Origin of the sequence: Euzebya pacifica, assembly GCF_003344865.1 — a bacterium.
Taxonomy (GTDB): domain Bacteria; phylum Actinomycetota; class Nitriliruptoria; order Euzebyales; family Euzebyaceae; genus Euzebya; species Euzebya pacifica.
On sequence record NZ_CP031165.1, the window covers coordinates 4997575 to 5017747 of the forward strand.

Below are 20173 nucleotides of genomic sequence, written 5' to 3' on the forward strand. Positions count from 1 at the left end.
GGGTAGGCTGCGTTCTCGTGACGAACCCACCCTCGGAACCGCCGCCCCCGACCGTCGACGAGCCGATCGCGGCGGACACGCTGCCCGTGCGCATCGCCGCCGCCGAGGCGATGCGTCGGCTGAACCACGCGATGGTGGCCCACGAAACCGACCCCGAGCTGCTGCAACGCATCGCCCGCGAAGCCAACGCCACCGCGGCCATCGTCGAGGCCGGCGCCCGTCGTCAGCGCCCCATCCGCCAGATGAAGACCCAGCTGTGGCAGACCACACCGGAGGAGGGGCAACGACTCGCCCACTTCGAGGAGTGCATGGTCAGCGGACGGGCCAACCCCATGGGCATCGCCATGCAGCCACGGCGGCAGGGCGATCGGATCGTGGCCGACGTCAACTTCGGCGCCGCCTTCGAGGGGGCACCCAAGCGGGCGCACGGCGGCGCGGTTGCCGCCGTCATGGACGACATCATGGGCTACGTCCTGCTGCTGACGGCCACCCCAGCGTTCACCGGCCGGCTCAGCATCAGCTACCGGGCCCCGACGCCGGTCCAGACCGATCTGGTCGCCAGCGCCTGGATGGACCGACGGGACGGTCGGAAGGTCTTCCTGGTGGGTGACCTGCGCACCGCCGAGGGCGACCTGATCGCCGAGGCCGACGCGCTGTTCGTCGCCATCCCCCGCGAACGGCTCACCTGACCGCGAACGGCTCACCGGACCCGGACGAACGACAGGAAAACGGCGAACGCACCCCCGAGGGGGTGCGTGTCACTGCCCGATGCGCCGGCGGGGCCGGCCGGATCGGGCCCTAGTAGTAGTCGCGCTGGTAGGCGATGCCCTGGTCGGTGACCTCGATCCAGCTGGACCGGGGCAGGGAGTTCCAGCGACGGCCGGCCGCGGTGTAGGAGATCGCCCACTCGATCGCCGCGAACGAGCCGTCCTCGGACTCGAGGATGCGCTTGGTCGAGACGTCGATGTTCTCGCGGGCCTGCATCCACGACGACAGGTACGCCTGGATCAGCTTGTTGGTCTCGTGGGGCGGGTTCTGCGGCTCGAGCCACACCGCGTCGGGGGCGTAGAGCTCACCGACGGTCTCCACGTCGACCTTCTCCAACGCAGCCCGAAGCTGCTCCCAGTGCTCGCGTGCGCGACCCATGTACTTGACTCCTCGTGATGTACGGCGACGGATGCGTCACCGGCGAACGACCGCAGAGGGTATCGAACCCGTGCGCCGCCGACCCAACCGGCGGATCGATGTCGGGCCTAGAGGTAGTTGCCCGGGCTGCGGCCCGGGGTCTCGCCCTGCTCGCCGCCGGCGGTGGCGCCGGCCGGAAGTCCGCGGCCGCGCATGGCCTCCAGCTGCTTCCGCGCAGCGGCCTGCTGGTTGAAGATCGCCGCCTGGATGCCCTGGAACAGCCCCTCGAGCCAGCCGATCAGCTGGGCCTGGGCGATCATCAGCTCGCTCTGCGAGGGCGTCTCGTTGTCGAAGTCGAAGGTGAACTGCGACAGCTCGTCCTGCAGGTCGTTGCTGAGGATCCCGCAGAGCTCGTTGAGGGCGCGCTCGTGCACCTGCCGCAGGCGGCCACGGCCGGCCTCGTCGGCGTCGGCGCGGCGTGCCTCCTCCTGCACCTCGCGCAGCATCACCGCGATGCGCATCAGCTTGCCGGGTTCGCTGATCATCGGTTCGGACTCTTCGTCCTCTGCGACGTCGGCGTCCTGCGGTTCGTCGTCCACGACCTCGATCTGTTCAACCATCGGCGCGCACCCTACCCCGCCGACCCGACGTGGACACGTCCGGTGGCCGGCGCCGGCTCGCGCCGGGTCAGCAGCGGCTCAGAACAGCGCGGCGGCCAGCCTCGGGCGGGCCTGCTTGACCAGCGGGTGGTCGTTGCCGAGGACGGTGAAGACCTCCAGCAACGCGTCGCGTGCCTCGTCCTTGGTCGACGGGGTCCGGACCCCGTCCAGCAGCACCGCGATCGCGTCCTCGTGGTCCCCGCCGGCAGCCAGCGCACGACCCAGCGCAACCCGAGCTTCCTCGTCGCCCTGCGCGACGAGTCGACGGAGGTCCTCGACGTTGCCGACCTCCTCGCTGGTGGCCGTCAGGCTGAGCGCCGCGATGGCCTGCTGGACCTCGGGGGTCGGGCGGGCCCTGGCCAGGACGGCCCGCGCCGCCTCGACGTCGTCGGTGTCGGCGGCCAGCGCCAACGCCGCAGCGGGGTGGTCGACCTCCAGCTCCATCGCCTGCTCGAGCAGGCTGCGGCGGCGGTCGGCGTCGGATTCGGTCCCGGCGGCGATGACCAGCCGGTCGGCCTCCGACGGACCGAGCCCGGCGAAGAACTGCGCCACGACGGGGGCGGGCTGCAGGCCGGTGAACTCGCCCGCGACCTTGCCGTCGACGAAGGCCTTCACCGCCGGGATGCCCTGCACGCCGAACTGCTGGGCCAACCGTGGCGCGTGGTCGACGTTGACCTTGACCACGTCGACCTGGCCGGCGTGCTGCTCGGCCATCTGCTCCAGCAGGGGCGAGAGCTGGCGGCACGGCCCACACCACTCGGCCCAGAAGTCGACCACGACGGGGCGGGACTTCGAGCCCTCCACGACGACGTCGACGAACTCCGATTCCTGTACGTCCTTCACGACAACGCTCATGGCGCCCCAATCTAGGCAGCGTCTGCAACGTCGACAGGCGCCTGTCCGGCCACCCGGCCTCGATGCAGCCGCGGCCCCGTCCACGAGCCAGACTGCCGGGCATGGAAATCGACCCGAAGAACTTCCCCCGCGACGGATTCCTCGAGCTGCTCGGTGTCGAGGTCATCGACCTCACGCCCGAGCGCTGCGAGGTGCGCCTGGAGATCAACGACACCCACCACCAGCCCTACGGCATCGTGCACGGGGGCGTGTACTGCACCCTCGCGGAGTCAGCGGCCAGCGTGGGTGCGGTCATGGCGATCGGTGGCAAGCCGGCCGTCGGCATGTCCAACCACACCGACTTCCTCCGTTCGATGCGCGAGGGCACCATCACCGCCGTCGCCACCCCCATCCACGTGGGCCGGTCCTCCCAGCTGTGGGAGGTCGACATGACCGACCAGGAGGGACGGAAGGTCGCCCAGTCCAAGGTTCGGTTGTTCAACCTGCCCGACGGCGTCGCGGACTGACCGCCGCGTCGGGGCTGCGCTACTCGCCGCCCCGGTCGGACAGGAAGCGCTCGATCTCGGCGGCCAGGTCGTCACCGGACGGCACCTGCATCGCCGTGCCGCCCTCGTCGTGGTGCGCCTCGAGCCGGCTGATCATGACGGCTGCCTCCGGGTGGTCGGCGACGGCGTCGTCGACCTGCTCCTCGTGGGCACGTGCCGCGGCCTGCAGCTCGGTGGTGTCGATGGCCACCCCGAACGCCCCGGCCACCACGTCGACCAGCGCAAGCGCCGAGGAGGGATGGTTGTTGGCGGAGATGTAATGGGGCACCTCGGCCCACATGCCGACCGCCGGGATACCTGCCTCGCCCATGCGATGCTGCAGCATCACCTGCGCGCCCACCGGGCCCGTGTAGCCGGCGACCTCGCTGGTGGTGGGCAGCACCTCGCCGGAGGCGATGTTGCGTGCAGAGGTCACGTTGACCGGGCGGGTGTGGGGCACCGCGGCCGGATAGGCCCCCAGGCCGATGACCTGCTCGATGCCCAGGTCGCGACACAGCCGGACGACGGTGGCGCAGAACGCCTCCCATCGCATGTCGGGCTCGGGGCCGAGCAGGAACACCGCGTCGTGCGGCGAGTCCTCGACCCGTGCGACCAGGACCTGCAGCTCCTCGAACTCCATGCGTCGCAGGACCCCGCTGTCCATCACCGTCGTGGGCCGACGGGCGCGGTAGTCGATGAACGTGTCGTGGTCGAAGGTGGCCACGACCTCTGCGGTCCAGCGGTGCCGCAGGAACATGGCGGCCGTCTGGGCGGCGTTGCCCGCGTCGATGAAGCCATCGAGCGCGAGCAGCATCACCGGGCGCCGCAGCGCCGGCACTTCCTGGGTCCAGTGGATGGAGGGGGTGGCCATGACCCTCAAGGCTAGTCGGCGACGCACCGCTCCTCACGAGCGGCATGCCCGGACCGGGTAGGGTGTGCGACCCCCATGGGGGCGTCTGGGTTCCTGGTGGGCCCCACGGTCTTCAACACCGATGAGGGCGGCTCGGCCGTCCTGGCGGGTTCGATTCCCGTCCGCCTCCGCTCTCGTACCGCCGAACCGGCATCCCGGTTTCGCGACCCCCATGACCGGATCTGGTTCACATCGGACCATCTGTCGCCGATCGTGGCCCTACCATGTCGATGGTGGGACCTGACGGAACGCGGGACACCGAGGCGTCATCACGCTCGGTGTGGCCCGTCGCGCTGCCGTGGATCACGGGGGCGGTGCTGCTGGCGCTGACCGCCGTCCTCGCGGTCTGGGCAACCCGGACGGTGGACTCCAGCGCACAGGACCGGCTGGATCGACGGGCCAATGAAGCCCGGGAGGCCATCGACCGGCGGATGCAGGCCTACACCGAGTCGATCTTCGGGGGACGCGGCATGTTCGTCGCCGGTCCCGTCAGCCGAGCCGACTGGCGCGAGTTCGTCGGCGCGCTCGAGCTCGACGACCGCTATCCCGGCATCCAGGTGATCGGCCACGCGACGCGTGTGGACGCGGACGGACTCGATGACCTCGTCGCCGCCGTCGATGCCGATGCGTCGGGTGTCGACGGCTACCCCGCGTTCGTGCCCCACCCGCGGACGGACGACGACACGAAGGTCCTGATCGACTACGTCGAACCGACGACGGGCAACGAGGCCGCGTTCGGCCTGGACTTCTTCTCCGAGGCCAACCGTCGCGCCGCGGTCGAGCTGACCCGCGACACCGGGCAGGTGGCGACAACGGCCCCGATCGTCCTCGTCCAGGAGACCGGATCGCAGAGCGGGTTCCTCGTGATGGTCGCCATCTACGACGATCCAACCGCCTCCACGGTGGAGGAGCGGCGCGCCGCGTTCAGCGGCGTGTCCTACGCCGCCTTCCGCATGGGCGACCTCGTGGAGGGGGTGCTGGAGGACGCCGATGCCCGGCTGGAGGTCTACGACGTCGGCACCCCCGACGACCCGGTGCCCGCCAGCATCGACAACCAGACCTACGGCGACCGGGCAACCGTCCCCGACGGCGTCGACGACGCCGACTCCCGTCTGCTCCGCTATGACATCGGCGGTCGGCGCTGGGCGATCCTCTACCAGGCCGTCGAACCGCTGACCACCCCCTTCGAGCGAGCCACACCGTGGGTGATCGTGGTCGTGGGGTTGATCATCACGACCCTCATCGTGATGGGACTGTGGTCGATGTCGACCGCCCGCATCCGCGCGGTGCGGCTGGCCGAGTCGATGACCAAGGACCTGCGGCAGAGCCGTGAGGAGCTTGCCCGGTCCAACCTCGAGCTCGAACGATTCGCCTACGTCGCCTCCCACGACCTGCAGGAGCCGCTGCGCACGGTGTCGAGCTTCGTCGGGCTGCTGCAGATGCAGTACTCCGAGGAGCTGGACGAGCGAGCGCTGGAGTACATCGCCTACGCCCGCGACGGCGCCAGCCGCATGTCGACGCTGATCAGCGAGCTGCTGGACTACTCCCGCGCCGGTCGGGACCACGTCCTGGAGGCGGTGGACCTCAACACGTCCTGGCAGCAGGCCGTCAGCTCGCTCGCGGCGTCGATCCTGGACGCCGAGGCCATCGTCGAGGCGGACCCGCTGCCGACGGTCCTGGCCGAACCGGCGGCGATGACCCAGGTCTTCCAGAACCTCATCGGCAACGCCCTGAAGTACCGCTCTCCCGGGGAGGTCCACATCCGTGGCACGGCCACTCGCGAGGACGACATGTGGCGGATCACGGTGACCGACAACGGGATGGGCATCGACCCGAGCTATCACGAGGAGATCTTCGTGATGCTCCGCCGGCTGCACACCCGTCAGGAGTACCCCGGCACGGGCATGGGGTTGGCGATCTCCAAGAAGCACATCGAGGCGGCGGGCGGCCGCATCGGCGTGCGGTCCAGCCCCGGCAACGGCGCCACGTTCTGGTTCACGGTCGCACCGGCGCCCACCGAATCGAGTCGGGCGGAGGAGACCCCTGCCGCCGTCGACACCGCCGGCTGACCGCCGACGCGATCGGCATCAGCTCGCCACGGCGTCCAGGTGGGCCAGCAGGCCGTCGAGCGCCACCGTGTAGCTGCGCCAGCCGAACCCCGCGACCACGCCGAGGCACACCCCGGCCAGCAACGACCGGTGCCGGAACTCCTCGCGGGCGTGCACGTTGGACAGGTGGGTCTCGACCACCGGCAGGCCGCAGGCGCTGATGGCGTCCCGCAGGGCGACCGACGTGTGGGTGTAGGCCCCCGGGTTGAACACGACGCCGGCACGGGTGCCGTGGGCGGCGTGCAGCGCCTCGACCAGCTCGCCCTCGTGGTTGGACTGCACGTGGCTGATGACGGCCCGGTCGCCGGCGTGGGCGGTGACCTTCGCGACGATGTCCTGCAGCGTGTCGGCCCCGTACACCTCGGGCTCGCGCACGCCCAGCATGTTGAGGTTCGGGCCGTTGAGCAGCAGGACGTCGTGTGCCATCGCCCTGCAGCGTAGTCACGTCGGTCGCGGGCGGCGGGGAGGGTTCTCAGAGGACCGCCAACGACCTCTCAGAGTCCCCTCACGAACGGCACCCAATCTGTTGTTCGAGCCGGACGGGACATCCGCCGGGCCACCGGACCGCAACGAAAGGCGTTTCCATCATGACCACCACCGCCAAGACCGTGTCGGCGCTCGCCATCGCCGCGCTGCTCAGCCTGGCGCTGTTCCTCTCGCCCGTCGGCATCTCCCGGGCCCAGGAGGACGACGCCACGGAGGACACCACCGAGGACACCACCGAGGACGCGACCGAGGATGGCGCGACCGACGACAGCAGCGACGAGGACAGCAGCGACGAGGACTCGACTCGTCCCGACCGTGAGTCCCTGACCGACGAGGAGCGCGAGGCCCTCCAGGCCGAGCGCGAGGCCGAAGGAGAGGCCTTCGTCGACGACGTCGCCGCCGAGCTCGGCGTGACCAGCGACGAGCTGACCGGTGCGTTCCGGACCGTCGCCATCGAGCGGATCCGGGAGAAGGTCGCCGACGGCACCATCACCCAGGAGCGCGCTGACGAGATCATCGAGCGCATCGAGTCCAACGAGGGCCTCGGCTTCGGCTTCGGCCACCGCGGCCACGGCCGTGGGCACGGACACCGGGGCATGGGCGGCGCGGGCAACGACGCCGGCGTGACCGAGTCCGGCTCCGAGATCTGACCACCTCCGGGGGAGGACACCCCCCACCTCCCCCGGACGGGGCCGGCCCACGGGCCGGCCCCGCTTCTCGTCGTGGCTCGGGTACCTCGACGGGGACACGTGGGTTGCCGAACGGCCTTGGGCCCCGGGCTTCACTTCTCGGCGCGGAGGGTGCAGGATCCGGGCGACCCCCACCCCCGAGCCGAGGAACCCGTCCATGGCGTCCATCGTCCACCAGAGCCCGCTGCCTTCCCTGGAGATCCCCGAACAGGCGCTGACGCCGTTCACCATGGCCAACGCCGCCCAGCTGGGCGACAAGCCGGCCCTGATCGACGGGCCGACCGGTCGGACGCTGACCTACAGCCAGCTCGACCAGGGCATCCGTGCGCTCGCCGGTGGGCTGGTGGCACGGGGCTTCGGCAAGGGCGACGTCCTGGCGATCCTCGCCCCCAACCTCCCCGAGTACGCCGTGGTCTTCCACGGCGTGGCGATGACCGGCGGCGCGGTCACCACGATCAACCCGACCTACACCGCCAAGGAGATCCGCCACCAGCTGACCGACGCCGGCGCGACCATGCTGGTCACGGTCGGGATGTTCCTCGACACCGCCCGCGAGGCCATCGAGGGCACGACGGTGGAGTCCATCCACGTCATCGGCGAGGCGGAGGGGGCCGAACCCCTGACGGCGCTGTTCGGCGAGCCGCTTGCCGATCAGGTCGAGGTCGACCTCGACGACGTCGTCGTGCTGCCCTACTCCTCGGGCACCACGGGCCTGTCCAAGGGGGTGATGCTGACCCACCGAAACCTGGTCGCCAACATCCAGCAGACCCGTGTGCCGATGGACCTGACGGCGGAGGAGTCGTTCGTCGCCGTCCTGCCGTTCTTCCACATCTACGGCATGCAGGTGCTGATGAACTCGGGGCTGCGGACCGGCGCGACCATCATCACCATGCCGCGGTTCGACCCGATGCAGTTCCTGGAGCTGAACGCCCAGCACGGGTGCACCCGGGCCTTCGTCGCCCCGCCGATCGTGGTGTTCCTCGCCAAGCACCCCGCGGTCGAGGGCTTCGACCTGTCGAAGATGGAGACGATCTTCTCCGGTGCCGCGCCCCTTTCGGCGGAGCTCGCGGAGGAGGCCGCTGGCCGCCTGGGTTGCGAGGTGGTGCAGGGTTACGGCATGACCGAGCTGTCCCCGGTGACGCAGCTGACCACCCCCGGGGGCTACAAGCCGGGCAGCGTCGGCGTGACCACCCCCAACACCGAGATCATGATCGTGGACCCGCTCAGCGGTGAGTCGCTCGGCACCGACGCCGAGGGCGAGCTGTGGATCCGCGGCCCCCAGGTGATGAAGGGGTACCTCAACAACGAGCGAGCGACGGCCGACACCATCACCGACGACGGCTGGCTGCGCACCGGCGACGTCGCGAAGGTCGACGCCGATGGGCACGTCTACATCGTCGACCGGCTCAAGGAGCTCATCAAGTACAAGGGCTTCCAGGTGCCCCCGGCCGAGCTCGAGGCGCTGCTGCTGACCCACCCGGATGTGGCCGACGCCGCGGTCATCGGCATCCCCGACGACGACGCCGGCGAGCTGCCGATCGGGTACGTGGTCCTCAAGGAGGGTCGCGGGACCACCGAGGACGACATCAAGGCGTTCGTCGCCGAGGAGGTCGCCACCTACAAGCAGCTCCACCGCATCACGGTGCTCGACGAGATCCCCAAGTCCGCGTCCGGCAAGATCCTCCGACGCGTGCTGCGGGACCGCAACGACGCGGGCTGATGCCACCGGCCGGATGGTTCCCCGACCCTGCCAACCAACGCGCGATGCGGTGGTGGGACGGGCAGGCATGGACCGACCACGTCGCTGACGTCCGGCTGGGTCCCGACCATCCACCTCCCAAGCCGCGGGCCAGCGGCGGCCGGATCGCCCTCGTCGTCGTGGGGTCCATCGTTGCGTGGCTGCTGGTCTCCGCGGCGATAATCGGCCTGCTGTTCGGTGCGTGCGTGGCGCTGCTGTCCGGGGCGACGCCGCAGTGACCCCGTCCTGGCAGGTCGGCGTGTGGTCCGTGCCGCTCCACGACCTGTTCGTCGTGCTCGGCGCGTTGGTCGGCCTGGCCGTGTACGTCGCCGAGGCGCGCCGTCGGGGCATGGCCGACCGTGCCCACCTCCTGGTGGCCGCCGGGGCGCTCGTGGGCGGGGTGGCGCTGGCCAAGGGCGCCACGACCTGGCGGTACCTGCTGACCGTCGACGACCCGTCGGTGCTGGGCGTGCTGGCCTACGGCGGCAAGTCGATCCTCGGCGGGCTGTTCGGGGCGTACGCCGGGGCCGAGGTCACCAAGAAGCTGGTCGGCATCCACCACTCCACCGGCGACCTGTTCGCCCCCGCGGTCCCGGCCGCGATGGCCGTCGGGAGGATCGGTTGCCTGCTGACCGAGCCGCTTGGCACCCCGACGTCGCTGCCGTGGGGTGTTGCGCTGTCAGCCGAGCAGGCCGACGCGGTCGCGGGCTGCGACACGGCGTGCCTGCTCCCGAGCCACCCGACCCATGCCTACGAGATCGGATTCCACGTGATGTCGCTGGTGGCGGTGCTGGCGCTGCGTGATCGCCTGCACAAACGAGGGATGATGTTCACGGTGTGGCTGCTTGCCTACGGGACGTTCCGGTTCGCCAGCGAGTTCCTGCGGACCAACCCCGACCTCGTGGGGCCGCTGTCGGGCTCGCAGGTGTTCCTGCTCGTGACCGTGCCGTTGCTGGCGTGGCGTCTCGTCCGGACCTGGCGGTCGGGGCTGCTGCGACCGCCTGCCGTCGGCGTCGGGACCGGCATCGATGTGGGCGTCGGGGTGGGATCGTGAGCGACCTGCGTGTCGGCCCACCCTCCGCGGTGCCACCGGCGAAGGGCATGGCGACGCGGACCGACCGGATCCGGCGCTACGTCACGTCGTGGTGTCCGCTGTGCCACGAGCGGGACGGTGGCTCGGTGGCCGGGGCCCAGCGGCTGCCCGGTTACCTGTCGGAGGCCGACGGCCACGTGTGGCTGGTCCGCGGCTGCCCCGACCACGGACGGATCGTCACGCTGTACGACGAGGACCCCGAGATCCTCGACTGGTTGGAGCGGTGGACGGCCCCGACGAAGGTGCACGTGCCCGACACACCCGGCAACTTCACCCCTCCCCCTGCGGGCTACCTGCAGGGCCTCGGCGAGCTGCAGACCCAGCACACCTGCATCCTGCTGGAGGACCTGACCGACACCTGCAACCTGTCGTGCCCGACCTGCTTCGCCGGGTCCGGTCCCGACGTCGACGGCTTCGTGCCGGTCGAGGAGGCGCTGGCCAACGTCGACCAGCGGCTGGCCCGCGAGAACGGCCGGCTCGACGTGGTCATGCTGTCGGGCGGCGAACCGACCCTGCACCCCCGCTTCGGCGAGCTGCTGGACCGGTTGCTGGAACGCGACGTCGTACGGGTGCTGGTCAACACCAACGGCCTGACGATCGCTCGCGGCGAGTCAGCGGTCCTGGACGTCCTGCGACGGCACCGGGATCGGGTCGAGGTGTACCTGCAGCACGACGGCTTCGACCTGGAGGGGCACCGCCACCACCGCGGCGCGGACCTGCGACGGGTCAAGGCCGAGGCGGTGCAGGCGCTGTCGGACGCCGAGGTGTTCACCACGCTGACGATGACGATCGCCAAGGGCGTCAACGACCACGAGATCGGCGCCGTGGTCGACCTGGCGCTGTCGACGCCCTACATCACCGGTGTGTCGTTGCAGCCGCAGTTCGGGGCCGGGCGGTCGGGCGCGATCGACTCGCTGGACCGCCTGACCCACACCGGCGTGCTGGCCCGGCTCGGCCCCCAGACCGACGGCCGGGTGACCTGGCGCGACCTGACCGCCCTCCCCTGCTCCCACCCCCACTGCTGCTCGGTCGGCTACATGTTCAGGACAGACCAGCGGGGACCTGCCGATCAACCGGTCTGGCGATCCCTGGTCGCGTTGTTGGGGCCGGAGGTGCTGGCCGAGCACCTCGGGCTGGTGGCCAACACCGGCATGGCCAAGCCCGAGCTGGCGGAGGACCTGCGGGTGCTGGTCCGCGAGTCGTTGCTCGGGCTGCTGTCGGAGCGGTCGTCGTTGACCCACCCCGAGACCGCCGAGCTGTTCAGGACCGTCTGTGACGCCTGCGACCTGGGGGTCCCCGGCCTGCTGAAGCTGGCGCGGGCGGGCGCGTCACGGCGGTCCCTCCGCAAGCTGCTGGCCGAACGGATCGTGCGGATCACCGTCAAGCCGTTCATGGACATCGACACGATGGTGGAGGAGCGACTGCTGCAGTGCTGCGTGCACGTCGGCACCCGAGACGCCGAGGCGAACCAGTGCGCGCCGTTCTGCGCCGTGCAGAGCTGGACGGAGCTGTCGGGCCAACGGCTGTCGCGGTTGACGGCTGGTGAGACGGCCCCGTCGGTCGGGCGGCCCGGCCGATCACTGCCGGTGGTGTCGACGGGACCCGGCCGGTGAGCGCCGATCCGCGGGTTCCGAGGGCCTTCACCTCCGCCACCGAGGACGAGCCGCACGCCCCGACCGGGCAGACCGGACCCGCGCCGCCGGACCCGCTGCGGTTGTGCGTCGCGACGACGGTGGCGTTGATCGCATGGCTCGTGTCCCCGCCCGTGGCCGTCATCGGGTTCGCCACGCTGGCGATCGTGGCCTACGTCCGTGCCTACCGGGCGGGCCTGCTGGCCTCGCGCTGCAAGCTGGGCGACACCCGCGTGGTCCTGGGCTACCTGTCGGTGGCCCTCCTCGCGGGTGTCGTGGGGGTCGTGGTCAGGCTGACCGGATGATGCCGCCGGCCGGGTTGCTGGCCGGGGCGACCCGTTCGTGCTCGGGCGGCGGGGGCGGCGGGGTGCCGTCCCCGAACGGTCGGCCGCCGAGCTGCTCGCGGTGGTGCAGGGTCATCCAGCCCGACAGGTCCGGCCCCTTGGGCACGATGCCGGTGGGGTTCACGTCCCGGTGCACCTCGTAGTAGTGCGACTTGATCTGGTCGAAGTCGATCGTGTCGCCGAACCCGGGGGTCTGGAACAGGTCGCGGGCGTAGGCCCACAGGACCGGCATCTCGCTCAGCTTGCTGCGGTTGGCCTTGAAGTGGCCGTGGTAGACCGCGTCGAACCGGACGAGGGTGGGCCACAGCCGCACGTCGGCCTCGGTGATGGTGTCGCCGACCAGGTACCGCTGGTGGCTCAGCCGTTCGCCCAGCCAGTCGAGCCGTTCGAACAGCTGGTCGTAGGCCTCCTCGTAGGCCGGCTGGGTGCCGGCGAACCCGCAGCGGTAGACCCCGTTGTTGACGGCCTCGTAGTTGCCGCGGGCGACGTCGTCGATCTCGTCGCGGAGGTGCTCGGGGTACAGGTCGGGCGCGCCGTCACGATGGTGGGCGGTCCACTCCAGCGAGAAGTCGATCGTCATCTGCTTGAAGTCGTTGGTGACCACGCCGCCGGTCTCCAGGTCGACCATGGCGGGCACGGTGATGCCCTTGGGATAGCGGGGGAACCGCGCCTCGTAGGCGTCCTTCAACCGGGGGATCCCGAGGACGGGGTCGACCGCACCGGGGTCGAGGTCGAACGTCCAGGAGCGCTGGTCGTGCACCGGCCCGGCGATCGCCATGGAGATCGCGTCCTCCAGGCCGAGCAGCCGACGGACGATGACCGCCCGGTTCGCCCAGGGGCAGGCGCGGGCCACCGCCAGCCGGTACCGGCCGGCCTCGACCGGCCACCCGTCCCGCGCGTCGACGGTGATGCGGTCGGGGATGTAGGCGGTGTCGCGCTGGAACGACGGCTCCACGTAGGAACCCTGCGACGACTCGGACGGTTCGGCTCGATCACTCATATGAATCCATACTATCCGTCGGACTTGTCCTGCAAACCCCAGGCGTGTCGGCCCAGTCGACCCGTGCGCGACCCACACGACACGCCCCGGATGCGTGTCGTGTCGCTCGCAGGGGGGTCGACGGAGACGACACAGGGTGGTGGGGCCGGCCACGGTGGGGGGTGGGTTGCGGTCGCGGGGGGTGGATCAGGCACGTCGGGGCGTCCAGGTGAAGCGGAAGCGGACCACGACGGTGCCGACGGCGGCCCACGCCAGCAACACCGCCAGGCGCGCCCACGGGACGCCGCCGTCCATGGTGGGGTTGAGCACGTCCGACAGCGCGGTCACGGCCGGTCGCAACGGCAGGACGTCGGCGATGGTGACGAGGAAGCCGGGCAGCTCACCGATCAGGAAGACGTCGGAGACGAAGGCCATCGGCAGCAGCGCGGCGTTGGCCAGCGGCGAGACGGCCTCGGCCCGCGGCGCGATCGCGACCAGCGCCAGGCCCAGCACCGTGAACGTGGCGATCCCCACCGCGAGGACGAGGACAGCGACGGGCAGCCTGGAGGGTGGCACGGTCACCCCGACCAACAGCACCCCGACCAGCAGCACCACGGCGGTGGTGACCACGCCCAGCACGACCGCCGCGCCGATCCGGCCGGCCACGAAGGCGCCGAGGGTCATGGGTGTCCCCCGGATGCGCTTGAGGATCCCACGGTCGCGTTGGGTGGCCAGCCGTTCGGCCAGCTCGGCGAAGGTGACGGTCGCCATGCCGAAGATGCCGAGCGCCGGCGCAAGGTGCTGGGCCAGCGGTATGCCGCCCCGGTCGTCCAGCTCGGGGTCGCCGAACACGGCGTTGAACAGCAGCAGCATGACCACGGGAAAGGCGAGGGTGAAGAACGCCGAGGACGGCACGCGGACCGTGGCGAGGATCCCGTCGACCACCTGGCCGCGGACCAGCGTCGACCGGCGGACGACCCCCTCCTCCACCACGTGCGCGTGTCGGGCAACTTCGACGGGCGGCCCCTCTTGCGACACGCTCGGCCGGGACGACGTCCCTGACCCCGGCGCGTGTCGGGTATCGACGACGGGCGGCCCGTTTTCCGACACGCGGGCGGTTCGGCTGGACGTGCGGGGGGTCTCCCAGGTCCAGCGGCGGGTGGCGACCACGGCCGCACCGACCGCCCAGGCCACCATGAGGGCGAGGTGGCTCCACGCGAAGCCGGCGCCGGCGGTGAAGGGGTTGAAGGCCTCGGCCATCGCGTTGGCGAACGCCTTCAGCGGGAAGATGCCGCCCACGATCGACAGCACTTCGGGCAGGTCGTCGCCGACCACGAAGACGTCGGAGACGAACGCCAGCGGGACCAGCGTGCCGTTGGTGATCGCCTGGGTGGCCGCTGGCGTCCGGGCGATGGAGGACACCGCGAAGCCCAGCGCTGCGAAGCAGGCGATGCCGATGACCAGCGTGAGCGCCGCCGCGGGCAGCTTGCCCCAGACGATCTGCACGTCGAGGAACACCACACCGGCAACGACCATGAGCAGCACGGCCGCGGTTCCCGACACGATGCCGGCCCCGACTCGTCCGCCGAGCAGCGCCGCGGTGGGGATGGGCAGCGCCCGCTGGCGACGCAGGACCCCCCGCTCGCGGTCGATGGACAACCCGATCGCCAGCGACGTGTAGGCCGCCGTCGCCGCCGCGTACGCCGCGATGGCCGGCGTGAAGAACTGGGCGACCCGCACCCCCGATCGCGACTCCAGCACGGCGTTGCCGACCAGGGTGCCGACGAGCAGCAGCACGATCAGCGGGAAGACGAGGGTGAAGAACGCGGCGATCGGCGTGCGGACGAACGCGGTCACGCGCGCACGGGTCTCGCCGAGCAGCAACCCGATGACGGTCGGACGCCCGGTCACGGCCGTGCTCACGCCGGGACCTCCGGAGTCGACGCTCCATCCGACGAAGGGTCGGCGTCCGCGCCGACGAGGTCCAGGTAGACGTCCTCCAGGGTGGGCCGCCGCACCTCCAGCCCCTCGAGGCGAACGCCAGCGTCCAGCGCCCACCCGGTCAGCCGGTGGAGGTCCCGTGCCGGCTCGTCGGAGGGGGCGGAGAACCATCCCGACTGGTCCGCCTGCAGGTCCAGGCCGATGACCGCCGGGTCCTCGGGCGGCCTCGACGCCCCGTCGCCGAGCCGGAAGCGCAGGGTCGGGCGGAGTCCGGACGCGGACTCCAGGTCGGCCGCCGTTCCCTCGGCCAGCAGTCGGCCACGGGCGATGACCAGCACGCGGTCGGCCAGGTACTCGGCCTCGTCCAGGTAGTGGGTCGTCAGCAGGATGGTCCGGCCGAGCGACCGGAGCCCCTCGACGACCTCCCACGCCTGTCGCCGGGCGGAGGGGTCGAAGCCGGTGGTCGGCTCGTCCAGGAAGATCAGGTCGGGGTCGCCGATCAGTCCGAGGGCCAGGTCGACCCGTCGTTGCTGGCCTCCCGACAGCGACGTCACCCGGTCGTCGGCCTTCTCGGTCAACCCGACGACCTCCAGCACCTCATCGACATCGCGTCGCCGGGGGTACATGGACCGGTAGCGGGTCAGGATCTCGCGAACGCTGAAGACGTCCTCGATGCCGGCCTCCTGCAGCACGATGCCGATCCGTTCGCGCAGCGCCCGGTCGCCCCTCCCCGGGTCGTGGCCGAGGACCGACACCTCGCCCGAGTCGCGGGTTCGATGGCCCTCGAGGATCTCCACGGTGGTGGTCTTGCCGGCGCCGTTGGGGCCGAGCAGGGCCACGACCTCCCCGGCAGCGATGTCGAATGACAGGTCGTCGACGGCAGGCACACCTGCGTAGACCTTGCGGAGGGAACGGACACTGACGGCGGGTTCGGCGGCCATGCACGGCATCCTCCACGACCTCGCGGTCGGATGTCGTCCTCCACGAGGACGACATCGGGGTCAGCCCGTGGGAGGGTCGAAGTGCCGCTCGAGGCTGTGCCAGACGCTCGGGTAGTCGTCCTGCAGCGCGGGGATCTCGCCCGCCCAGCCCGTCGGAACCAGCGGATAGCGACTCTCGAACATGAACGACATCGTGTCGGTCAGCTTCTGCGGGGTCAGGTCGTGCTGGGTGGCCTTCAGCCAGGCGTCGTGGTCGGGGCCGTGGGGGAAGTACATGTTGTGCAGGCTCATCCCGCCGGGCGAGAACCCCTCCTCCTTGGCGTCGTACACGCCGTAGAGGATCCCCATGAACTCGCTCATGATGTTCTTGTGGTACCAGGGCGGGCGGAACGTGTCGTCGGCCACGAGCCAGCGGTCGCCGAAGATCACGAAGTCGATGTTGGCCACGCCCGCGTCGGGTGAAGGCGAGGTCAGCACCGTGAAGATCGACGGGTCCGGGTGGTCGTAGCTGATCGACCCCATCGTGTTGAACTTGCGCAGGTCGTAGCTGTAGGGCACGTGGTTGCCGTGCCACGCGACGACGTCCAGCGGCGAGTGGTCGGTCTCGACGACGAACAGCTTGCCGTCGAACTTCACGTACAGCTCGCCCTGGGTGTCGGTGTCCTCGTAGGCGGCCACCGGCGACAGGAAGTCCCGCGGGTTGGCCAGCCCGTTGGCGCCGATCGGCCCTCGTTCGGGCAGCTCCAGCAGCGTGCCGTAGTTCTCGCAGACGTAGCCGCGGGCGCGCTCGTCGAGCAGGTCGACGGCGAACACCATGCCGCGCGGCATGACGGCGATCTCCCCGACCCCGATCTCGAGCACCCCGCACTCGGTCCGGAACCGCAGCCGACCCTCCTGGGGCACGACCAGCAGCTCGCCGTCGGCACAGTAGAAGTACTGCTCCTCCATGGACTGTGTCGCCATGTAGACGTGGGCGGCCATGCCCGTCTGCAGGTGGGCATCGCCGTTGGTCGCCACGGTCCGCAGGCCGGTGAGGAAGGTCGTCGGCTCGTCGGGCCACGGTGGCGGGTTCCAGCGAAGCTGCCCGATCGGCGGGTCCTGCTCACGACAGGGAGCGCTGCGGATCAGGTGGTCGGGCCCCGGGCTGAACCGCCAGGCGTGCCGGACCGACGGGCGGATCCGGTACATCCACGTCCGCCGGTTGCGGTCGTTGGGCACCGTGAACGCCGTCCCGGACAGCTGCTCGGTGTACAGGCCCAGCGGTGGGGTCTGGGGGTTGTTGCGGCCGCGGGGCAACGCGCCGGGCACCGCCTCGGACTCGAACTCGTTGCCGAAGCCGGACTGGTAGCGCAGCGGGTCGTGGCTCATGGGCGCGGTGTACACGTTCTGGCGCGTGACGCCAAGGGTGCCGTCCGCTCCGGGCCGGGCCGCGGCGAACTGCAACACTGTCACCGTGCCCGTCCCCCTCCTCGCCCATGCCCTGCCGAAGTCCGTCGGTGCCGTCCCGCTGACCCTGATCCTCACCGGGCTGCTGGCCGCGTTCCTCGCCGTCAACGCCGTCGGTACCCGCCGGGCGGCCGGCCGCATCGGCGGTGGGGCCCACCCCACCGGGACCATCGACGGGCTGTCGATCCCGTGGGCATCGCTGCCGCTGTCGAAGGCGTCGCTGGCCAGCACCGGCAACGTGATCGGCCTCGTGCTGCTCGTGCTGACCGTGGTGCTGTCGGCGTTCGGTCCGACCGACCCGGCGACCAACCTGACCGACATCGCCGTGCTGACCCTCGGCTGGGGGTTCGTGGCCCTCACCAGCCTCCTCGCGGGCGGCTGGTGGCCGGTCATCGACCCGGTGGCCGCGTCCAGCAGGACCCTGCGGACGCTGGCCGGCGACACGCCCGCGGAAACCCCCCTCCCCCAGCGCACCAGCACCGTCGCCATGGTCGTGCTGATGGTGCTGTGGGCCCACCTCCAGCTGTTGACCAACCTGACGCCGCTGGCGTTCACGGTGATCGTCGTGGTCTACGTCGCGGGGCACGTGCTCGCCACCGCACGGTTCGGTCCGGCATGGCTGACCCGAACCGAGTCGGTGACCGTGATGAGCCGGACGCTGGGGCTGCTGCGTCCCGGCGACGGTGGTCCGACCGCCCGGCTGACGGCGGTCGACGACACCGACCCGCTGCGCTGGACCTCGGCGATCCTCATCGGCTGGAGCCTCGTCGACCTGGTGCTGGAGACCGACTGGTGGCACGACCTCGCGATCAGCCAGTCGGCCCGCGAGACCCTCGGCCCGGTCGTCCTGGTGGGCGTCATCGTGGTGCTCTACGGGGCCATCCGCGGGTCCAGCGGCCGCGGGCACCTCGGGCCGGCCTTCGTCGCCGTCGCCGGTGGCTGGGTGGTCTCGCACTACCTGTCGATCCTGCTGATCGAGGGGCAGGGCATCCCGATCTGGCTGTCCGACCCGTTCGGGACGGGCGCTGACTACCTCGGCCAGCGGGGCGACCTGGTCAACCTCGAGCCGCTGCCCGTGGCCGTCATCACGGTGCTGCAGATCGTGCCGTTCCTGGCTGGCCACGTGCTCGGCGTCGTCGTCGCCCAACGGCGCGCCGCCGACGTGGTCCGCACCGAAGGACAGCTCGGCGCGGTCACCCTGTTCGCCCGGGCCGTCATCGCCGTCCTGCTGCTCGGCGGCGCGTGGATGCAGCTGGGTGGCCTGTGACCGACCCCGATCTGCTGGTCCCGATCGTCGCGTTGCACGGCGAGGACATCCTGGCGATCTCCGGTGTCGTCCTGCTGTGGGTCGTCGTCCGCAAGCTGACTCGCGGTCGTTGAACCCCTCGCCGACGCGTGTCCCCGCCGAGGCCAAACCATCGGCTGCGGAGCGGTAGCCTCGCCGTCAGTGTCATGCTCCCCAGGCCCCGCCCAGTTGGCTCATAGCCTCGCTGCCTCGCTCTGGTGATGGCTTCCACGCGAAGTGTCGCTGGGTGGGGGCGTCGGACCGGCCGGCGTGACTTGATAGGAGCTTGGCGTTTCCTGACCTCAACTGAGGTGTGTCCACCGACCGGTCCTGTCACCCATCAACGACAGGAGACACATCCCATGATCAGGCTCGGAGTCGACGCGCACAAGCGCACCCACACCATCGTCGCCATCGATGATGCAGGCCGTGTCCTGGATGACATCACCGTGCAGACCACGGTGGCCGGCCACGTGAAGGCCGTCGCGTGGGCTGAACAGCTCGGCGATGAGCGCTGCTGGGCGCTTGAGGACTGCCGGCACCTCACCCGCCGGCTGGAGCAGGACCTGATCCGCGCCGGCGAGGCGGTCGTGCGAGTCCCACCGCGCCTGATGGGCCAGGCCCGCCGCGGCGGCCGCAAGCGCGGCAAGTCTGACCCGATCGATGCCGAAGCGGTCGCCATCGCCGCGCTGCGCAACCCCCAGCTGGCCTCAGCACGACTGGACGGGCCCGAGCGGACCATCCGCCTGCTGGTGGATCATCGTGAGGACCTGGTCACTGAGCGCACCCGCATCCACAACAGGATCCACTGGCACCTACACGAGCTGCGCATCGACGACATCGCCCCCAAGACCCTCAGCCGCTACACGGTGCTCGACGGGCTGACCGCCAGGCTGGCTGAGCACGATGGAACGGTGGCCAACATCGCCACAGAGCTCATCGACCGGTGCCGCCATCTGACCGTGCGGATCAACGACCTGGAGCGGGAGATCGCCGAGCTGACCGCTGCCCAGGCCCCGTCGCTGCTGGCGCTGCCAGGCTGCGGGGCGCTGACCGCAGCCAAGCTGATCGGCGAGACCGCTGGAGTGGATCGCTTTCACTCCAAGGCCGCGTTCGCGATGGTCAACGGCACCGCGCCGATCCCGGTGTGGTCATCCAACCGTGAACGGTTCCGGCTCAACCGTGGCGGCAACCGGCAGCTGAACGTGGCGTTGCACCGCATCGCGATCACCCAGATGCGCATCCACCCCCCGGCACGCGCCTACGTCGACAAGAAGCTTGCCGAGGGCAAGACCAAGACCGAAGCGATCCGGGCGCTGAGACGACGCCTCTCCGACGTCGTCTACCGCGCCATGGTCACCGACCAACAGACCCCTCAACCGGCCCCGGCGACTTGCGTCGCACTCGCCGCTTGACATA

Annotated in this window: 20 protein-coding genes and 1 tRNA gene; 12 read left to right on the top strand and 9 right to left on the bottom strand. The window is 70.7% G+C overall.

The genetic code is table 11. The features are described from left to right. The first annotated feature begins 17 nt into the window (after window positions 1–17). Window positions 18–689 carry a PaaI family thioesterase gene (locus tag DVS28_RS21525; RefSeq protein ID WP_114593299.1) on the top strand — a complete coding sequence of 224 codons (672 nt, stop codon included), beginning with the start codon at window positions 18–20 and terminating at the stop codon, window positions 687–689. 109 nt (window positions 690–798) lie between these two features. Here the strand turns inward: DVS28_RS21525 and DVS28_RS21530 are convergent, their stop codons facing one another. From DVS28_RS21530 to DVS28_RS21540, 3 genes are all read right to left on the bottom strand, one after another. Next, window positions 799–1146 carry a nuclear transport factor 2 family protein gene (locus tag DVS28_RS21530; protein ID WP_114593300.1) on the bottom strand — a complete coding sequence of 116 codons (348 nt, stop codon included), beginning with the start codon at window positions 1144–1146 and terminating at the stop codon, window positions 799–801. Between the two features lie 107 nt (window positions 1147–1253). Further along, window positions 1254–1745 carry a proteasome activator gene (locus tag DVS28_RS21535; protein WP_114593301.1) on the bottom strand — a complete coding sequence of 164 codons (492 nt, stop codon included), beginning with the start codon at window positions 1743–1745 and terminating at the stop codon, window positions 1254–1256. Between the two features lie 78 nt (window positions 1746–1823). Beyond that, window positions 1824–2639, bottom strand: a complete 816-nt coding sequence (locus tag DVS28_RS21540) for a tetratricopeptide repeat protein (protein WP_114593302.1) — start codon at window positions 2637–2639, stop codon at window positions 1824–1826. Between the two features lie 101 nt (window positions 2640–2740). Between DVS28_RS21540 and DVS28_RS21545 the strand changes: the two genes are divergently transcribed. Continuing rightward, the gene (locus tag DVS28_RS21545; RefSeq protein WP_114593303.1) at window positions 2741–3145 is read left to right on the top strand and encodes a PaaI family thioesterase; all 405 of its coding nucleotides are present in this window, start codon (window positions 2741–2743) and stop codon (window positions 3143–3145) included. Window positions 3146–3164: 19 nt separating this feature from the next. On the opposite strand, the gene DVS28_RS21550 is transcribed toward DVS28_RS21545, so the two are convergent. Then, window positions 3165–4034 (bottom strand): PAC2 family protein, encoded by an 870-nt coding sequence (locus DVS28_RS21550; RefSeq protein WP_114593304.1) that lies wholly within the window; start codon window positions 4032–4034, stop codon window positions 3165–3167. Between the two features lie 77 nt (window positions 4035–4111). On the opposite strand from DVS28_RS21550, the gene DVS28_RS28665 reads away from it, so the two are divergent. After that, window positions 4112–4204: transfer RNA gene (locus DVS28_RS28665), tRNA-Sec, on the top strand. Between the two features lie 102 nt (window positions 4205–4306). Next, window positions 4307–6142, top strand: a complete 1836-nt coding sequence (locus tag DVS28_RS21555; protein WP_164710882.1) for a sensor histidine kinase — start codon at window positions 4307–4309, stop codon at window positions 6140–6142. Between the two features lie 18 nt (window positions 6143–6160). On the opposite strand, the gene aroQ is transcribed toward DVS28_RS21555, so the two are convergent. Next, window positions 6161–6607, bottom strand: coding sequence for a type II 3-dehydroquinate dehydratase (gene aroQ, locus DVS28_RS21560; protein ID WP_114593306.1), 447 nt, complete (start codon window positions 6605–6607; stop codon window positions 6161–6163). A 161-nt stretch (window positions 6608–6768) separates the two neighbouring features. On the opposite strand from aroQ, the gene DVS28_RS21565 reads away from it, so the two are divergent. The 6 genes from DVS28_RS21565 to DVS28_RS21590 all read left to right on the top strand — a co-directional run bounded on the left by DVS28_RS21565 (window position 6769) and on the right by DVS28_RS21590 (window position 12123). After that, window positions 6769–7317: a hypothetical protein gene (locus tag DVS28_RS21565; RefSeq protein WP_114593307.1), complete on the top strand. Its 549-nt coding sequence runs from the start codon at window positions 6769–6771 to the stop codon at window positions 7315–7317. Window positions 7318–7513: 196 nt separating this feature from the next. Further along, window positions 7514–9076: an AMP-binding protein gene (locus DVS28_RS21570; protein ID WP_114593308.1), complete on the top strand. Its 1563-nt coding sequence runs from the start codon at window positions 7514–7516 to the stop codon at window positions 9074–9076. Further along, a complete protein-coding gene (locus DVS28_RS21575; RefSeq protein WP_114593309.1) occupies window positions 9076–9333 on the top strand; it encodes a DUF2510 domain-containing protein in 258 nt (85 codons plus the stop codon). Before DVS28_RS21570 ends, DVS28_RS21575 begins: the two co-directional genes overlap by 1 nt. Beyond that, entirely contained in the window at window positions 9297–10148 is an 852-nt protein-coding gene (locus tag DVS28_RS21580; protein ID WP_164710883.1) for a prolipoprotein diacylglyceryl transferase, read from the top strand. Before DVS28_RS21575 ends, DVS28_RS21580 begins: the two co-directional genes overlap by 37 nt. Before the next feature lie 47 nt (window positions 10149–10195). Further along, window positions 10196–11800, top strand: a complete 1605-nt coding sequence (locus DVS28_RS21585) for a radical SAM protein (RefSeq protein ID WP_114594332.1) — start codon at window positions 10196–10198, stop codon at window positions 11798–11800. After that, on the top strand, window positions 11797–12123 hold the full coding sequence (locus DVS28_RS21590; protein WP_216826210.1) for a hypothetical protein: 327 nt from the start codon (window positions 11797–11799) through the stop codon (window positions 12121–12123). The genes DVS28_RS21585 and DVS28_RS21590 overlap by 4 nt, the downstream gene beginning before the upstream one ends. Here DVS28_RS21590 and DVS28_RS21595 read toward each other — a convergent pair. The 4 genes from DVS28_RS21595 to hmgA all read right to left on the bottom strand — a co-directional run bounded on the left by DVS28_RS21595 (window position 12107) and on the right by hmgA (window position 17391). After that, complete coding sequence (locus DVS28_RS21595) at window positions 12107–13162, bottom strand: glutathione S-transferase family protein (RefSeq protein WP_114593311.1); 1056 nt, start codon at window positions 13160–13162, stop codon at window positions 12107–12109. The two genes, DVS28_RS21590 and DVS28_RS21595, sit on opposite strands and share 17 nt — an antisense overlap. Window positions 13163–13348: 186 nt before the next feature. Next, window positions 13349–15064, bottom strand: a complete 1716-nt coding sequence (locus DVS28_RS21600; protein WP_164710884.1) for an ABC transporter permease — start codon at window positions 15062–15064, stop codon at window positions 13349–13351. Next, window positions 15061–16023: an ABC transporter ATP-binding protein gene (locus DVS28_RS21605; protein ID WP_114593313.1), complete on the bottom strand. Its 963-nt coding sequence runs from the start codon at window positions 16021–16023 to the stop codon at window positions 15061–15063. Before DVS28_RS21605 ends, DVS28_RS21600 begins: the two co-directional genes overlap by 4 nt. A 60-nt stretch (window positions 16024–16083) precedes the next feature. Beyond that, window positions 16084–17391: a homogentisate 1,2-dioxygenase gene (hmgA, locus tag DVS28_RS21610; RefSeq protein WP_114594334.1), complete on the bottom strand. Its 1308-nt coding sequence runs from the start codon at window positions 17389–17391 to the stop codon at window positions 16084–16086. Window positions 17392–17476: 85 nt separating this feature from the next. Between hmgA and DVS28_RS21615 the strand changes: the two genes are divergently transcribed. Together DVS28_RS21615 and DVS28_RS21620 are read left to right on the top strand one after the other, a co-directional pair. Beyond that, a complete protein-coding gene (locus tag DVS28_RS21615; RefSeq protein ID WP_164710885.1) occupies window positions 17477–18736 on the top strand; it encodes a hypothetical protein in 1260 nt (419 codons plus the stop codon). 380 nt (window positions 18737–19116) lie between these two features. Next, window positions 19117–20169 carry an IS110 family RNA-guided transposase gene (locus DVS28_RS21620; protein WP_114590488.1) on the top strand — a complete coding sequence of 351 codons (1053 nt, stop codon included), beginning with the start codon at window positions 19117–19119 and terminating at the stop codon, window positions 20167–20169. Window positions 20170–20173: the final 4 nt, after the last annotated feature.

What these genes read in the sequence shown, in the direction of transcription:
- DVS28_RS21535 (WP_114593301.1), bottom strand. Translation starts at nt 1,745, where the DNA reads ATGGTTGAACAGATCGAGGTCGTGGACGACGAACCGCAGGACGCCGAC.
- DVS28_RS21585 (WP_114594332.1), top strand. Translation starts at nt 10,196, where the DNA reads ATGGCGACGCGGACCGACCGGATCCGGCGCTACGTCACGTCGTGGTGT.
- hmgA (WP_114594334.1), bottom strand. Translation starts at nt 17,391, where the DNA reads ATGAGCCACGACCCGCTGCGCTACCAGTCCGGCTTCGGCAACGAGTTC.
- DVS28_RS21570 (WP_114593308.1), top strand. Translation starts at nt 7,514, where the DNA reads ATGGCGTCCATCGTCCACCAGAGCCCGCTGCCTTCCCTGGAGATCCCC.
- DVS28_RS21595 (WP_114593311.1), bottom strand. Translation starts at nt 13,162, where the DNA reads ATGAGTGATCGAGCCGAACCGTCCGAGTCGTCGCAGGGTTCCTACGTG.
- DVS28_RS21565 (WP_114593307.1), top strand. Translation starts at nt 6,769, where the DNA reads ATGACCACCACCGCCAAGACCGTGTCGGCGCTCGCCATCGCCGCGCTG.
- DVS28_RS21550 (WP_114593304.1), bottom strand. Translation starts at nt 4,034, where the DNA reads ATGGCCACCCCCTCCATCCACTGGACCCAGGAAGTGCCGGCGCTGCGG.
- DVS28_RS21540 (WP_114593302.1), bottom strand. Translation starts at nt 2,639, where the DNA reads ATGAGCGTTGTCGTGAAGGACGTACAGGAATCGGAGTTCGTCGACGTC.
- aroQ (WP_114593306.1), bottom strand. Translation starts at nt 6,607, where the DNA reads ATGGCACACGACGTCCTGCTGCTCAACGGCCCGAACCTCAACATGCTG.
- DVS28_RS21605 (WP_114593313.1), bottom strand. Translation starts at nt 16,023, where the DNA reads ATGGCCGCCGAACCCGCCGTCAGTGTCCGTTCCCTCCGCAAGGTCTAC.
- DVS28_RS21530 (WP_114593300.1), bottom strand. Translation starts at nt 1,146, where the DNA reads ATGGGTCGCGCACGCGAGCACTGGGAGCAGCTTCGGGCTGCGTTGGAG.
- DVS28_RS21620 (WP_114590488.1), top strand. Translation starts at nt 19,117, where the DNA reads ATGATCAGGCTCGGAGTCGACGCGCACAAGCGCACCCACACCATCGTC.
- DVS28_RS21575 (WP_114593309.1), top strand. Translation starts at nt 9,076, where the DNA reads ATGCCACCGGCCGGATGGTTCCCCGACCCTGCCAACCAACGCGCGATG.
- DVS28_RS21545 (WP_114593303.1), top strand. Translation starts at nt 2,741, where the DNA reads ATGGAAATCGACCCGAAGAACTTCCCCCGCGACGGATTCCTCGAGCTG.